This window comes from Methylobacterium oxalidis (assembly GCF_007992195.1).
GTDB classification, from domain to species: Bacteria; Pseudomonadota; Alphaproteobacteria; order Rhizobiales; family Beijerinckiaceae; genus Methylobacterium; species Methylobacterium oxalidis.
The window spans coordinates 1-15623 of the sequence record NZ_BJZU01000065.1 but is presented as its reverse complement, the minus strand read 5'-3'; the positions used below and the strand labels follow the sequence as shown (position 1 = coordinate 15623).

Below are 15623 nucleotides of genomic sequence, written 5' to 3'. Positions count from 1 at the left end.
CCGCTTCCAAAGCGAGGAGCGCCCCTGAAACCCGCGCCGTCCACGGCGAAGGCACGTCGCGGGCCAGGGACCGCCGAAGGCTCAGGCGGGCGCCGGGCTGGGGACACGCGCGGGCGCCGACCGCTCGACGGCGATGACCGCGTCGAAGACGTCTGTGCGCGCCGCGTCCGCCCCGAGATAGACGAGGGAGGGGCCCGGACCGGGCTGCGCCTCCAAGAGGTCCGCGAGCTCGGGCCCTGTGAAGGTGCCGGTATCCTCCACGACGAGGATCACCGGGTTCTTGATGAGCGCGCGCGCGAGGTCGATCTTGGCGCGCTGGTCGTCGGTCAGGTGCTGGCCGCGGTTGCCGACCTCGAAGTCGAGGCCGCGGCGCTGGATCGCCATCTCGAGATCGAAACGCCGCGCGGCCGCCTGCACGTGCTCGCGGACCTCGGCCTCCGCGTGCATGCGCCGGGTGTTGATGCGCCCGAACAGGAGGTTGTCGAGGATGGTGCTGCGCGGGTTGATCGCCTCGGGCGCGTAGGGCTCGATCTCGTGCCCGTCCGGCCCGCGCAGCGCGGCCTGCACGGAGCCCCGCGCCGCCACGATGCGGGCCCGCAGGGCGGCGTCGAGGAGGCCGAAGCGCTGACGCGTCTCCGTGTAGCGCAGCGTCAGGGTGAGGAAGGCGTGCCGGTCGTCGGCCCGCAGACGCCCGTTCTTGCCGATGCGCTCCAGCAGGCGCACGTAGTCGGGCAGCGCGTCCGGGGAGATCAGCGAGAAGCGGCGGAACAGGACCACGCCGGGCGACAGGTCGCGGAAGATCTCGACGTGGTGGCGGGCGATCGCGAGGCCCATCTCGGCGAGGGGTTCGAGCAGGCCTGCCCGCTCCAGCGCCCGCGTGAAGCGCGGCTCGAAGGCGAGGCGCTCCATGAGGCCCGTCTCGCGCGGCACGCCGAAGAGCAGGTTCTCGGCGACCGTCATCTCCTCGTTGAAGCGGTCGAAGGCGAAGGGGATCACGAGGCCGCCCTTCTTGGCGCGGGCGAGGACCGTGTGCAGGTGCCGGCGCGCCGCGATCAGGCGGGCGCCGACCGGCATGTCGGGCGTGACGCGGCTCAGCGCCGAGAGGCCGAAGCGGTACAGGTCCTCCTCCATGCCGAGGCGCCCGAGGAGCGCGAGGATGCGCTGGTCGAGGGCGTCCGCGCCCTCCAGCCCGAGCGTCGCGTAGTCGATCCAGTTCTGCTCGACGCACTCGGCCGGGTTCCCGGTCCGGAGCGCTTCCGCGCGCCAGGTCGCGTCGGCGGCCAGAGCTTCGGTCGGGGTGCGGTGCAGGCCGTAGACCACGTTCTCGCGGATCGAGCCGGGAAACAGGATCGGGCTCCGGCCCGCGTAGGCGACGGTCCGCGCCCGGACGGACACGGGCAGCGCGGCGATGTCCTCGGAGCCGATCCGGATCGTGCCGCTCTGCGGCGCGTCGAGACCCGCCAGCACCCGGGCCATCGCGTGCGCGAGCTCGGCGTCGTGGGAGAGGACCCCGACGCGCGCCGGCAGGGGGATCGTCGCGTCGCCGACCGCCACGATCGCCCCGTCGTGGGGATCCCGCAGGCCGACCTTCTCCAGCCGCAGCGACCCGGCCGGCGCGGCTTCCGCCTCCGCGTCGGCGGCGTCCGCGGCGCGCAGGCGGTGGGGCGCGAAATGCGCCGCGACGGTCTCGTACTTCACCTCGACGTCGAGGCGCTGCTGGTCCCAGTCGATCAGTTCCTTCAGGGGCGGCGGCAGATCCCGGTAGGCGGCCAGCACCGCCACGAGCTGGCCGATGTTCAGTTCGCCGTGCAGGGCGAAGTAGCCGCCGATCGCGTAGAACAGAAACGGCGTGACCTGGGCCAGCAGGTTGTTCAGGTACTTCACGGCGAACTTGCGCCTGTAGATCCGCAGCCGCAGCCCGTAGAGATTGTGTAGCCGCCCGCCGAACTCGGCCCGCTCCCACCGGCCCGCGTCGTTCAGCGTCACGGCGTCGAGCCCTTCCAGCACCTCGCCGACATGGCCGGCGAGTTCCCGGGACCGGAGCTGGCGGGTACGGCTCAGGCGGATGATCTCGCGCCGCAGCCGCGGGATCACCACGATCTGGACGCCGACGATGGCCGCGGCGACGAGGCCGAGCCAGACGTTCTGCATCATGATGAAGGTCAGCGCCGTGGCGGCCTGCGTGCCGAGGAAGACCGGCACGACGATCGCGTCGCCGATGAAGGAGCCGATCGGCTCGACCTCGTCGCGGATGATCGTCGCGGTCTCCGACGCCTTCACCTCGCGCTGCGCCTCGGGCGTGAAGCGCAGCATCAGCGTGAAGAGCTGGAAGCGCAGGCGCCGGAGCATGCGCTCGCCCAGCACCCCCTTCGAGAGGTTGATCCAGAACTTGAACGCCCCGTTGATCAGGACGAGCAGGAGGAACAGACCCGAGAGCCCGAGCAGCAGCTCGATGCGGCCGAGCTGGAAGCCCTCGAACAGGGTGGTGGCGCCGCCGCCGAGCCAGCCCGGCCAGTGAATCGTCAGTTCGAGAAAGCTCGACGTAGGCTCGCCGTGCGTGAACGCCTTGCCCATGATGGCGTCGTTGACGATGCGGCGGGGCAGGTCGAGGGACGCGAAGTAGAAGGGCAGGGAGGCCAGGACGACGGCGCAGATCGCGAGCTGATCGCGTTTCGAGTGGCGCCAGACGTATCCGAACAGGCTCGGCTGCAATTCGCGCATCGTCTCGGATCGACCTCCGCGCGAATATGGAGGGGGCAACGGCTAAGATCGCAAGTTGCAGATTGTCAGTCTGGCGCAATTTATGCCAACAGTGGCCGCTGACGGAACCGTCGATCCGGGGCGTTGCGGGATCGAGATGCGTACCCTGCCAGAGGTCGACGACCCGCACACGCACCGTCGCGTCCTGATCTACAGCCACGATACGTTCGGGCTCGGGCACCTGCGCCGCGCCCGCGCCATCGCCCACGCCGTCGTCGGGGCCGATCCCGGAGCGCGGGTGGTGATCGCCTCCGGCTCGCCGGTGATCGACCGATTCGCCTTCGCCGAGGGCGTCTCCCTGGTGCACCTGCCGCCCGTCGCCAAGCGCCCCGACGGGAGCTACGCGAGCCGCGAGCCGGGGACCGATCTCGGCCGCACGGTGGCCGACCGTGCGGCGACGATCCTGCGCACGGCCGAGCTGTTCGAGCCGCATGTCACGATCGTCGACAAGGAGCCGGCGGGCTTCCACGGGGACATGCTGCCCGCGCTGGAGCGGCTCTCCGCGCGCGGCTGCAGGCTGGTCCTCGGGATCCGCGACGTGCTCGACGCGCCCGAGCGCCTCGTCGCCGAGTGGGCGCGCAAGCGCTCGGCCGAGGCGCTGGCACGCTTCTACGACGAGGTCTGGGTCTACGGCGTCGCGCTGATCCACGACCCTCTGGCGGCGCTGCCGCTCGGGCCCGCGATCCGGGAGCGCGTGCGGTTCACGGGGTACCTCAGGCGCGGCCTGCCGGACCCGCGGGCGGCGCGGGCCGAGCCTGAGATCGCCCGCGAGCCCTTCATCCTCGTCACCCCCGGCGGCGGCGAGGACGGGGTCTCGCTCATCGACGGCGTGCTCGCAGCCTACGAGGCCGATCCCGGTCTCCTGCTGCCCGCCCTGGTCGCCTTCGGCCCCTTCCTCGATCCGGCGCTCCGCGCCGGCTTCCGGGCGCGGATCGCGCGGCTGCCGAAGGTCGCCGCCATCACCTTCGACAGCGAGATCGAGCACCTGATGCACCGGGCGGCGGGCATCGTCGCGATGGGCGGCTACAACACGTTCTGCGAGATCCTGTCCTTCGACAAGCCGGCCCTCCTGGTTCCGCGGACGCATCCGCGGCGGGAGCAGGAGATCCGCGCCGTGGCGGCGGACCGCCTCGGCCTCGCGCGGATCCTCCCCGGGCCGGACGCAGTCCGGGCGGACCGCATGGCGGCGGCGCTCCGTGCCCTGCCGGATCAGCTTCCGCCGTCGCGGATCGTCGTGCCGGGCCTCCTCGACGGGCTGCCCAACGTCATGAGCCGGATCTTCGCGCTCAGCGAGCACGTCCGGCCGGCACCGGAGGCGGATTGCGCCCTCTTGCGCAGGGCCTGCCCATGACGAGGGCCGGCCCATGACGGAGCGGCGCATCGCGATCCTGCTCAAGGGCTATCCCCGCCTCACCGAGACCTTCATCGCGCAGGAGATCCTGGCGCTGGAGCAGCGGGGCTTCGCGCTGGAGATCTGGTCGATGCGCCGGCCGCACGACGCGGCGCGCCACCCGATGCACGCGCAGATCCGCGCGCCGGTCGCCTACCTGCCCGAATACCTCCACCGGGAGCCGCTCCGGGTGGCGCGCGGGCTCGCCTGGGCCGTCCGCCGCGCGGGTTTCCGCGCCTTCCTCGCCGCGGCCATGCGCGATCTGCGCCGCGACCCCACCGCCTCCCGCCTGCGGCGGATCGGGCAGGCGATGGTGCTCGGGCGCGAGATGCCGGGCGACCTCGCTCACCTCCACGTCCATTTCCTGCACACGCCGGCGAGCGTCGCCCGCTACTGCGCGATCCTGACCGGACGGGCCTGGAGCTTCTCGGCGCACGCCAAGGACATATGGACGACGCCGGACTGGGACCTGTCCGACAAGCTCGCGGACGCGGCCTGGGGCGTGACCTGCACGAAGGACGGGCTCGCGCGCTTGCGGGCCCTGGCGCCGGAGGGGCGTGTCGCGCTCGCCTATCACGGGCTCGACCTCGGGCGCTTCCCGGCGCCTCCGCCCGCCCGCGCGCCGCGGGACGGATCGGACCCGGCCGACCCGCTCCGCCTTCTCTGCGTCGGGCGCTTCGTCGCGAAGAAGGGCCACGACGATCTCGTCGCCGCGCTCGCCCTGCTGCCGGGGGACCTGCACTGGCGCCTCGCGCTGATCGGGAGCGGGGAGCGTGCCGCGGCGATCGCCGGGGAGGTCCGCCGCCTCGGTCTCGCCGGCCGGGTCGACTTCCGCGGTTCGCGCTCCCAGCCGGAGGTGATCGCGGCGATGCGCGAGGCCGACCTGTTCGTCCTGCCGACGAAGCGCGCCGCCTCCGGCGACCGCGACGGCCTGCCGAACGTGCTGATGGAGGCGGCGAGCCAGCGCCTCCCCATCCTCGCCAGCGCGTTCGCGGGCACGACCGAGTTCGTCGGGGACGGCACGCACGGCCTCCTCGTGGAGCCGGGAGACCCGGCGGCGCTCGCGGCGGCCATCGACCGGCTCGCGCGGGACCCGGCGCTCCGCGCCCGTCTCTCTGCAGCCGCCTACGGGCGGCTGCGGGCGGATTTCACGATGGATGCGGGGATCGACCGCATCGCCGCGCGTCTCGCCGCGTCGGCAGGTCTCGCCCGCGAAGTTACGGCCCAGGTCGAGGCCGAAGCGGCGTCGGAGGACTGCGCATGCGCGTCCTGATCGCCGTCACGCACCTGCTCGGGGCAGGCCATCTCACCCGTGCGGCCGCGCTCGCCCGCGGCCTCGCCTGCGCCGGGCACGCGGTCGTGCTGGTCACCGGCGGCCGCCCGGCGCCGATGGTCTCCCTCGAAGGCGTCGAGGTCGTTGAGCTTCCGCCCGTGCGCGTCGAGGGCACGGCCTTCGGCACCCTGCTCGACGCGGATGGCGGGCCGGCCGGGGAGCATCACCTCGCCCGTCGCCGTCGTCTGCTGCTGGAGACGTTCGCGCGGTGCCGGCCCGACGCCGTCGTCACCGAGCTCTTCCCCTTCGGCCGGCGCGCCCTGGCGGACGAGTTCCTGGCCCTCCTGGAGGCGGCCCGCGCCCGGATCCCGCGCCCCGTGGTGCTGGCCTCGATCCGCGACATCCTCGTGGCGCCAGACCGGGCGGCGAAGGTCCGGGAAGCGGGCGAGCGGATCGCCGCTTGGTACGACGCGGTGCTGGTCCACGGCGATCCGGCGCTCGCGCCGCTCGACGCCTCCTGGCCCGTCGACACGGAACTGGCCGCACGCCTCCGCTACACGGGCTACGTCGACGAAGGCGTGCCCTGTCCGCCCGCCGGGGAGCGCCGCGGAATCCTGGTCTCCGCCGGCTCGAGCGCGGCCGGCACGGGGCTGCTGCGCGCGGCCGCGGAGGCGGCACGCGGCACGCCCGATCTCGGCTGGCGCATCCTCGCCGGACACGGCGTGCCCGACGCCGTGCTGGCCGAGATCGGCGAGGGCCTGCCGGCCGGCACGATCGGTCGGTCGCGCCCGGATTTCCGCGCGCTCCTGGCGGGCTCGGCCCTGTCGGTCAGCGCCTGCGGCTACAACACGGCGGTGGACCTCCTGGCGACGGGCACGCCCGCCCTGCTGGTGCCGTTCGAGGCGGGCCGCGAGACCGAGCAGCGCCTTCGCGCCGAACGCCTCGCCGCACGCGGCCTCGCCGGCGTGCTGCCCGAAGCCGGGCTCGACGGGGCCATCCTCCGCGCCGCCGTCCGGCGGAGCCTCGCGGCGGCACCGCCCCCGCCCCACGGCATCGATCTCGGCGGGATCGACCGCTCGGTCGCGATCATCGAGGCCCTGGCCGGGCGGACAGCACGGCCTCCGGTGCGGGGGCAGAGCGGGCTGGCAGGTCTGCGCGCGGCCCTCGACGCGGCCGCCGACGAGGGCCGCCGCGTCGCGATCTGGTGGCGTGACGACGATGCGGTCGCGGCGACGCCCGCCCTCGACCGGCTGCTCGCCCTGGCGCGCGCCGCCGCCTGTCCCCTGCTCGTCGCGGCGATCCCGGCGGCGGCCGAGGCATCCCTTGCCGCCGCGCTGAGCGGCGCCGACCCGACCGTCAGCGCGGCCGTGCACGGCCTCGCCCACGCGAACCACGCCCCAGCCGGCGCCAAGCCCGCTGAGTTCGGGGCCGACCGGCCCCTGGGGGTGCGCGCCCGGGAGGCGGCCTCCGCGCTCAGCATCGCCCGCGAGCGCCTGCCCGCGGACCGCCTGCTCCCCGTCTTCGTGCCGCCCTGGAACCGGCTGGCTCCCGACCTCGCCGCGGCCCTGCCGGGCCTCGGCTACACGGGCCTGTCGTCCGTCCCGGGGCCTTCCGTGCCGGGCTTGATCCGCGCCGACGTCGATCTCGATCCGATCGACTGGCGGGGCACCCGCTCGCTCGTCGACCCCGAGGTCCTTCTCGACCGGCTCTCCCGACGCGTGGCCGAGGCGTCGGGACCGATCGGCATCCTGACGCATCACCGCGCCCACGACGCGGCGATCTGGGCCTTCCTCGATCGGCTGCTGCCGCTCCTGGCTCGGCACCCGGCGGTTGAGTGCCTCGACCCGCGACATCTGTTCCGGGTGCCGGCGATGGACGCACCCGCGCCGGCGTGGCCTTGTTCCGCCTCCGGTCTGCGCGCGAGGGTGTCGTGAGCCCGCTCCTGTCCATCCGGGACCTCTCCGTGGCGTTCCGCGGCGACGGAGGGCCCGTGGAGGTGCTGCATCGCCTGTCCCTCGACGTGGCGCGCGGGCGGACGCTGGCGCTCGTGGGCGAGTCCGGATCCGGCAAGTCGGTGACCGCGCAGGCGATCCTGAGGATCCTTCCGAGAGCGGCGACCATCACGAAAGGCCGCATCCTGTACGATGATGGTGGGCGATCATCCGATCTCGCGGCGCTGCCGGCGGACGGGCCGGCGATGCGGCGGCTGCGCGGCCGGCGCATCGCCATGATCTTCCAGGAGCCGATGACCTGCCTGTCGCCGCTCCACACGATCGGCGACCAGATCGGCGAGGCCCTGCGCGTCCATACTGGCGCGGGCCGGGCGGAGGCCGACGCCCGCACCCGCGAGGCGCTGGTGCGGGTCGGCTTCCCGGATCCGGCCCGCGCCCTCACCACCTACCCATTCGAGCTGTCCGGCGGCCTGCGCCAGCGCGCCATGATAGCCATGGCACTCATCCTGAGGCCGCCCCTCCTCGTCGCCGACGAGCCGACGACCGCCCTCGACGTCACGACGCAGGCGCAGATCCTGGCGCTCCTCGCCCGCCTCCAGGAGGAGACGGGCATGTCGATCCTGCTGATCACGCACGATCTCGGTGTCGTCGCCAACATGGCCCACGACATCGCGGTGCTCTATCGCGGGCGGCTGATGGAGGCCGGCCCGCTCCGGACCGTCATGCGCCGTCCGGGGCACGCCTACCTGCGCGCCCTGCTCGACGCGGTGCCGCGCTTCGACATGGCGCCGGGGGAGCGCCTCACCCCGATCCGCGAGGCGCGGCCCGCGCTTCCCGCAGCCCGCGCCGTCCCGGCGCCCGCCGGGCCGATCCTGCGCGTCGAGGGCGTGAGCCGGAGCTTCACGCTGCGCAGCGGCCGCTTCTGGTCGGCGCCCCGCAATGTGCGCGCCGTCGCCGAGGCCTCCCTCGAGATCCGGGCGGGGCAGACGCTCGGGCTCGTCGGCGAGTCGGGCTCGGGCAAGACGACGCTGGCGCGGATGGTGATGCGGGCGCTCAAGCCCGATGCCGGCCGCATCCTGTTCGACGACGGGCGCGGCCCGCGCGACGTGCACGGCCTCGCGGGCGGGGACCTGTTCGCCTACCGCCGCCACGTCCAGTACGTGTTCCAGGACCCCTACGCCTCGCTCGACCCGCGCATGAGCGTGCGCCAGATCCTGTCCGAGCCGATGGAGATCCACGGCCTCGACCCCGCTATCCGCCGGTCCCGCCCGGCCGAGCTGATGGCGATGGTCGGCCTCGATCCGGGAGCGCTCGGGCGCTACCCGCACGCCTTCTCCGGCGGCCAGCGCCAGCGCATCGGCATCGCCCGGGCGCTGGCCCTCGAGCCGCGCCTGCTCGTGCTCGACGAGCCGGTCTCGGCGCTCGACGTCTCCGTCCAGGCCCAGATCCTCAATCTGCTGAAGGACCTGCAGGCGGCGCTCGGCCTCTCCTACCTGATCGTGTCCCACAACCTCGCCGTGATCGACTACATGGCCGACACGATCAGCGTGATGTGCCGCGGCCGCATCGTGGAGGAGGCCCCGCGCGCCGTCCTGTTCCGCGATCCGGCCCATCCCTACACCCGCACGCTCCTCGCCGCCGTCCCCGACCCGAGCCTCGACCATCCCCTCGACTTCGCCGCGGTGACTCGCGACCTGTCCGATCCCGCGAGATGGCCCGAGCCCTTCCGCCTCGCGCCGGACGAGACGGGGATCCTGCAGGAGATCGAGCCCGGCCACCGGGTCCGCCGGTCCGCGGCGCGCGACGCGCGGGCCGCCTGATGCACCCCCGTCCGCCGATCCTGATGGAGCGCCTGCGCCGGCGGGTGCTGGGGCCGCTCTTCGACCGGCTCGGCTACGATCTCGTGCCGGCCTCGCCCGACTGGGTGCACCGGCCCCTCTCGACGCGGGAGGTCGAGCGCCTCCTGTCCGGCGCCGCGGAGCGATTGGCGGCCGACCTCGCCGCCGCCGGCATCCCGGCCGGGGCGGTGCGGGCGGATGTCGACCGGTTCTGGGCCCTGATCCCGGAGGCGCCCGTGCGCCAGCGCCGCGGCGGCAGCGGGTTCAACGGCGCGCTCCAGCTCTACGTGGCGATGCGCGCGCTGGCGCCGCGCCACGTCATCGAGTCCGGCGTGTTCCGCGGGCTGACGACCTGGGTGATCCGGCAGGCCTGCCCGGACGCCGCCATCCTCTGCTTCGACCCGGACCTGTCCGGCCTCCAGTATCGCGACGCCGCCGCGCGCTACGCGAGCGGCGACTGGTCGGCCGCCGACCTTCGGGACATCGACCCGGCCGCGACGGTGGCCTTCTTCGACGACCACGTCTCGCAGGGCCGCAGGGTGATCGAGGCGCGGGAGCGGGGCATCACCCGCCTCCTGTTCGACGACGACGCGGCCGCGCACCGGATCCACGCCCATGGCGGGCCCGCCCACCCGACGATCGCGATGGTGACGGACGCGGCCGAGGGCCGGGAGCCGATCCGCTGGCTGCGCAACGGCCGCGCCTTCGAGCAGCCGGCCGACGACCCGCTCGTGCGCGAGGCCGCCGCCTGCATCGCCCGCGCCCACGCCTTCGACGACCTCCACCGCGCGACCGGCTACGCGCCGGCCCGGCTCACTGCCGTGACCCTGCACGAGGCCGGCGCGCCGCCGGCTCTCCCGCACGCGGGGAAGGCGCGGTGACGGCGCAGCCCCCCGGGGGGAGCGGCCTCTCCCGCCGCGCGCTGCTCGCGGGGCTCGGCGCCACCTGCACCCTCGGCCCGCGGGCCGCCGGGGCCATAGAGGCCGGGCCGCCCGCGACGCCCCTCGTTGTGGACCTCGCCGCCCGCGGCCGGAAGGTCGGCGCGCCCGGCGGCACCGTCCGCACCCTGATCGCCAAGGCGCGGGACGTCCGCTACCTCTCGGTCTACGGCTACACCCGCCTCGTCGGCTACGGGCCGGACCTGACGCTGCGCCCCGACGTGCTGGAGCGGGTCGACGTGGAGGGCGGCGCCTTCACCTTTCATCTCCGCGCGGGCCATCGCTGGTCGGATGGGACGCCCTTCACGACCGAGGATTTCCGCTACTTCTGGGAGGATGTCGCCAACGATCCCGAGCTGAGCCCGGGCGGGCCGCCGGACTTCTTCCTCGTGGAGGGCAGGCCGCCGCGGGTCGAGGTCCCGGATGAGCGGACGATCCGCTACCTCTGGGAGCGGCCGAACCCGCGCTTCCTGCCCGCGCTCGCCGCGCCGCGCGACCCGCTGATCTACCGGCCGGCCCACTACCTGAAGCCCTTCCACCCGCGCTACGCCGGCCGGGAGGCGGCGGAGGCCGCGGCCCGGGACCAGAAGCTGCGGGGCTGGACCGCGCTCCACAATCGGCTCGACGACAATTACGAGCTCGGCAACCCCGACTGCCCGACGCTCCAGGCGTGGAGGCCCCGCACCCGGGCGCCCGCCACCCGCTTCGCCTTCGAGCGCAACCCCCATTACCACCGGGTCGACCCGGCCGGGACGCAGCTTCCCTACCTCGACCGCATCGTCATGGACGTCTCCGCCTCGGGGCTCCTCGCCGCCAAGACCAACGCGGGCGAGGCGGACCTGATGTTCCGCGGCCTGATGATGACCGACATCCCCAGCCTGAAGGAGGGCGAGGCGGCGCACGGCTACCGCACCAACCTCTGGCCGATCGCCCGCGGCACCGAGATCGCCCTCTACCCGAACCTGACGACCCTCGATCCCGTCTGGCGCAGGCTCAACCGGGACGTGCGCTATCGCCGGGCCCTGTCCCTCGCCATCGACCGGCGCACCCTCAACAACACGCTGCTGTTCGGCCTCGGCACCGAGGGCAACAACACCGTCGTGCCGGAGAGCCCGCTGTTCTCGCCGGAGCTGCGCACGCTCCACGCCGCCTACGATCCCGGGGAGGCCGGCCGGCTCCTCGACGCGGCGGGGCTCTCCCGCCGCGACGCGGCCGGCATCCGGCTGATGGAGGACGGGCGCACCCTCGACGTGGTGGCGGAGAGCGACGGCGAGGCGGCGATGGTCCTCGACGGCCTCCTCCTGATCGCCGAGTTCTGGCGCGAGGTCGGCATCCGACTCATGGTCAAGCCGCAGGAGCGCACCAACCTGCGCCGCCGCTCCGTCGCCGGCCTGACCGTGATGGTCGCCGCGCAGGGGCTCGACCTCGCGGTGCCGACCGCGATCATGCCGCCGGCCGAGCTGACCCCGGCCCAGCCCGACCACTACGCCTGGCCGCGCTGGAGCCTGAACGTGGAATCGCGCGGGCGCAGCGGCGAGCCCTGCGACGTGCCGGAGGTGGAGCGGCTGATCGCCCTCGAGCGGGAGTGGCGCCTCACCGACGACACGGAGCGCCAGGGCGCGATCTGGCGCGAGATGCTGCGCAACCACGCCGAGAACCAGTGGGTGATCGGCACCGTGGCCGGCGCCCTGCAACCGGTCGTGGCGATGGACCGGCTCGCCAACCTGCCCGAGCGCGCCCTCTATTCCTGGGACCCGACCGCCCTGATCGGCGTGCAGCGCCTCGACGAGGTGTTCTGGGACGGCGCCGCCGAGCGCCGGGCGAACGCCCGATGACGGGCGTCGCGGCGACGGGCGTGCGGGTGCTCGGCCTCGTCCTGCGCCGGTGCCTCACGATGGCGGTGACGCTCGCCGTGATCTCGGCCCTGGTCTTCCTGGTGATCAAGCTGCCGCCGGGCGACTACCTGACGAACCGCATCGCCGAGCTGCGCGCGAGCGGCGAGGCGGCCTCCGTCTCCAGGGCCGAGCTGCTGATCCGCCAGTACGGGCTCGATCGGCCGGTCTACGAGCAGTACCTGATGTGGGTCGGCCTGTGGCCCGGCCCGGCCGGCTTCTCGGGGCTCCTGCAGGGCGACTGGGGCTGGTCCTTCGAGTACGACCGCCCGGTGGCCGAGGTGGTGGGCGACGCGCTCTGGCTGACGCTCGTCGTCAACCTCGCCGCGCTCGCCTTCGTGCACGCGGTGGCGATCCCGATCGCGCTCTACTCGGCGACCCACCGGCACACCGCGGGCGACGCCGTCGTCACGGTGCTCGGCTACGTGGGGCTCGCCGTGCCGGGCTTCCTGCTCGCCCTGATCCTGCTGTTCTACGCCAACCGCTGGTTCGGCCTCTCGATCGGCGGCCTCTACGACCCGGCCTTCACCGGCAAACCCTGGGACTGGCCGAAGGTCCGCTCGCTCCTCGCCCATCTCGTCGTGCCGACCCTGGTGATCGGGCTCGGCGGCACCGCGGCGATGATCCGGCGCATGCGCGCCAACCTCCTCGACGAGCTCGCCAAGCCCTACACGGTCACCGCGCGGGCGAAGGGGCTGCCGCCGCTGCGGGCGCTCCTGAAATACCCGTTCCGGATGTCGCTCAACCCGTTCGTGGCCGATATCGGCAACCTGCTGCCGCACCTCGTCTCCGGCTCCGTGCTGGTCTCCCTGGTGCTGAGCCTGCCCACCGTCGGGCCCCTGCTGCTCGAAGCCCTGCGCAGCCAGGACCAGTTCATGGCGGGCTTCATCCTGATGTTCACTGCCGGCCTCACCCTCGTCGGCATGCTGATCTCCGACCTCGCCCTGGTCTGGCTCGACCCGCGCATCCGCATGGGCGCGCGCTGATGGGCACCTCCGAGCCCGGCCACTTCGTCGATCCCGCGCCCTTCGACCCGGAGGCGGAGGCCAGCGGCGACCGGCGCGCCGGCTCGGCCTCCGCGTGGCGCCTCATCGGCCGGCGCTTCCTGCGCCACCGGCTGGCGGTGGTCTCGGCCGCGATCCTGCTCGCGCTCTACGCCGCCGTGCCCTTCGTCGAGTGGCTCGCCCCCTACGGCCAGGCGCGGCGCAACGGCGACTTCCTCTACGCCCCGCCGCAGGGCGTGCACCTGTTCCACGAGGGGCGCCTCGTCGGCCCCTTCGTCTATCCCTACCGGGCGGAGCTCGACATGCGGACCTTCCGCCGCGTGTACCGGACCGACACGGACCGGCCCCAGCCGCTGCGCTTCCTCTGCCGCGGCGACGGCTACGCCTTCCTCGGCCTCGTCCCGGGCGACCGTCACCTCGTCTGCCCGCCGGAGGGCGGCACCCTGTTCCTGCTCGGCACCGACCGACTCGGGCGCGACCTGTTCTCCCGCATGGTCTACGGCGCGCGGATCTCGCTGGTGATCGGGCTCGCCGGCGTCACGATCTCCTTCGTGCTCGGCCTGCTGTTCGGCGGCGTCGCCGGCTATTTCGGGGGCGTCGTCGACGCGGGCGTGCAGCGCCTGATCGAGGTGGTGCGCTCGCTGCCCGAGCTGCCGCTGTGGCTCGCCCTCTCGGCCGCGCTGCCGCCGACCTGGAGCCCGCTCTGGGTGTTCTTCGGCATCACCGTCATCCTCGGCCTGCTCGACTGGCCGGGCCTCGCCCGCGCGGTGCGCGCCAAGCTCCTCGCTTTGCGCGAGGAGGATTTCGTGCAGGCCGCCGAGCTGATGGGCGCGAGCCCCGCCCGGGTGATCGCCCGCCACCTGATCCCGAACTTCATGAGCCACCTGATCGCCTCGGCGACGCTGGCGATCCCGACCATGATTCTCGGCGAGACCGCGCTCTCCTTCCTCGGCCTCGGCCTGCGCCCGCCGGTGACGAGCTGGGGCGTGCTCCTCAACGAGGCCCAGAACCTCGCCGCCGTCCAGCTCTACCCCTGGCTGCTCTGGCCCGTGGTGCCGGTGCTGGTGACGGTGCTCGCCTTCAACTTCATGGGCGACGGCCTGCGCGACGCCGCCGACCCCTACACGTGAGCCGACGATGCCCGACCTGACGAGCCGCCTCCGGGACCGCACCGCCGAGATCGGGGTGATCGGCCTCGGCTATGTCGGCCTGCCGCTGGCGCTCGCCGCGGTGCGCGCCGGCTTTCGGGTCACGGGCTACGACATCAACGCCGAGCGCGTCGGCCTGATCAACGAAGGCCGGCCGGTGATCGCCCATCTCGACACCGAGGGCCTGCGGGCGGCGCTCGCGACCGGCCGGTTCCGGGCGAGCGCCGACATGGCGGGCCTGTCCCGGCCCGACGCCATCCTGATCTGCGTGCCGACGCCGCTCACGCGCCAGCGCGAGCCCGACCTCTCCTACGTGCGCGCCACCGCCCGGGACATCGCGAGGACGCTCCGGCGCGGCCAGCTCGTCGTGCTCGAATCGACCACCTGGCCCGGCACCACCACCGAAATCGTCCGGCCGATTCTCGAATCCACCGGCCTGGCGAGCGGATCGGACTTCCACCTCGCCTTCTCGCCGGAGCGCGAGGACCCCGGCAACGCCCGCTACGGGCTCGCCGACCTGCCCAAGGTGGTGGGCGGCGACGGCGAGGCGGCCCGCGACCTCGCCTGCCTGCTCTACGACCCGATCGTGGCCCGCACGGTGCCGGTCTCCTCCGCGGAGGCGGCGGAGGCCGTGAAGCTGACCGAGAACATCTTCCGGGCCGTCAACATCGCCCTCGTGAACGAGCTGAAGGTCGTCTACGACGCCCTCGGGATCGACGTCTGGGAGGTGATCGGGGCGGCGGCCACGAAGCCCTTCGGCTTCATGCCGTTCGAGCCGGGGCCGGGCCTCGGCGGGCACTGCATCCCGATCGACCCGTTCTACCTGACCTGGAAGGCGCGCGAGCACGACATCGCCACGCGCTTCATCGAGCTCGCCGGCGAGGTCAACCGGCGCATGCCCCACTACGTGGTCGAGCGGCTGGCCCTGCTCGTCGACCGGGAGCTCGGCCGGCCCCTCGGCGGCGCCGCGATCCTGATGATCGGCATGGCCTACAAGCGCAACATCGACGACGTGCGCGAGAGCCCGGCCCTCAAGCTGATGGACCTCCTGGAGGCGCGCGGCGCGCGGGTCGCCTACCACGATCCGTTCGTGGAGCAGATCCCGCCGACGCGGGAGTTCCCCCATCTCGCGGGCCGCGCCGCGACGGCGCTCACGCCGGAGATCGTGGCGGCGGCGGACGCCGTCCTCGTTGTCACCGACCACGACGGCGTCGACTACGCCACCCTCGTCCGGCACGCGCGGATCGTCGTCGACACGCGCAACGTCTGCGCGCGCACCGGCAACGCCGCCGCGAACGTGTTCAAGTGCTGACGGGCCGGGGACCGGCGCGCCGTCAGTGTTGGTAGATCTCTAGGGTGTCGGCGGTGAACATCGCCTCGGCGCCCAAGGAAGCGCCGCTGGAGGAGCCGTCGATCATCGAGATCGCA

10 protein-coding genes are annotated in these 15623 nt (G+C 73.6%); 9 read left to right on the top strand and 1 reads right to left on the bottom strand.

Annotated elements, in window-relative coordinates:
* Window positions 1-81 precede the first annotated feature (81 nt).
* Window positions 82-2721 (bottom strand): ABC transporter ATP-binding protein, encoded by a 2640-nt coding sequence (locus MOX02_RS16180; protein ID WP_147026829.1) that lies wholly within the window; start codon window positions 2719-2721, stop codon window positions 82-84.
* Between the two features lie 136 nt (window positions 2722-2857).
* On the opposite strand from MOX02_RS16180, the gene MOX02_RS16175 reads away from it, so the two are divergent.
* From MOX02_RS16175 to MOX02_RS16135, 9 genes are read left to right on the top strand one after another with little or no spacing between them, the layout of a single operon-like run.
* Window positions 2858-4111: a glycosyltransferase family protein gene (locus tag MOX02_RS16175; protein WP_147026828.1), complete on the top strand. Its 1254-nt coding sequence runs from the start codon at window positions 2858-2860 to the stop codon at window positions 4109-4111.
* A 13-nt stretch (window positions 4112-4124) separates the two neighbouring features.
* On the top strand, window positions 4125-5423 hold the full coding sequence (locus MOX02_RS16170; protein ID WP_147026827.1) for a glycosyltransferase family 4 protein: 1299 nt from the start codon (window positions 4125-4127) through the stop codon (window positions 5421-5423).
* Entirely contained in the window at window positions 5411-7357 is a 1947-nt protein-coding gene (locus MOX02_RS16165; protein ID WP_147026826.1) for a glycosyltransferase, read from the top strand. Before MOX02_RS16170 ends, MOX02_RS16165 begins: the two co-directional genes overlap by 13 nt.
* Entirely contained in the window at window positions 7354-9195 is a 1842-nt protein-coding gene (locus MOX02_RS16160) for an ABC transporter ATP-binding protein (protein ID WP_147026825.1), read from the top strand. Before MOX02_RS16165 ends, MOX02_RS16160 begins: the two co-directional genes overlap by 4 nt.
* A complete protein-coding gene (locus MOX02_RS16155; RefSeq protein ID WP_147026824.1) occupies window positions 9195-10094 on the top strand; it encodes a hypothetical protein in 900 nt (299 codons plus the stop codon). Before MOX02_RS16160 ends, MOX02_RS16155 begins: the two co-directional genes overlap by 1 nt.
* Window positions 10091-11986, top strand: a complete 1896-nt coding sequence (locus MOX02_RS16150; RefSeq protein WP_147026823.1) for an ABC transporter substrate-binding protein — start codon at window positions 10091-10093, stop codon at window positions 11984-11986. The genes MOX02_RS16155 and MOX02_RS16150 overlap by 4 nt, the downstream gene beginning before the upstream one ends.
* A complete protein-coding gene (locus tag MOX02_RS16145) occupies window positions 11983-13029 on the top strand; it encodes an ABC transporter permease (RefSeq protein WP_373866753.1) in 1047 nt (348 codons plus the stop codon). Before MOX02_RS16150 ends, MOX02_RS16145 begins: the two co-directional genes overlap by 4 nt.
* Window positions 13029-14177 (top strand): ABC transporter permease, encoded by a 1149-nt coding sequence (locus MOX02_RS16140; RefSeq protein WP_147026822.1) that lies wholly within the window; start codon window positions 13029-13031, stop codon window positions 14175-14177. The genes MOX02_RS16145 and MOX02_RS16140 overlap by 1 nt, the downstream gene beginning before the upstream one ends.
* Window positions 14178-14184: 7 nt before the next feature.
* Window positions 14185-15507: a nucleotide sugar dehydrogenase gene (locus MOX02_RS16135; RefSeq protein ID WP_147026821.1), complete on the top strand. Its 1323-nt coding sequence runs from the start codon at window positions 14185-14187 to the stop codon at window positions 15505-15507.
* The last annotated feature ends 116 nt before the right edge of the window (window positions 15508-15623 follow it).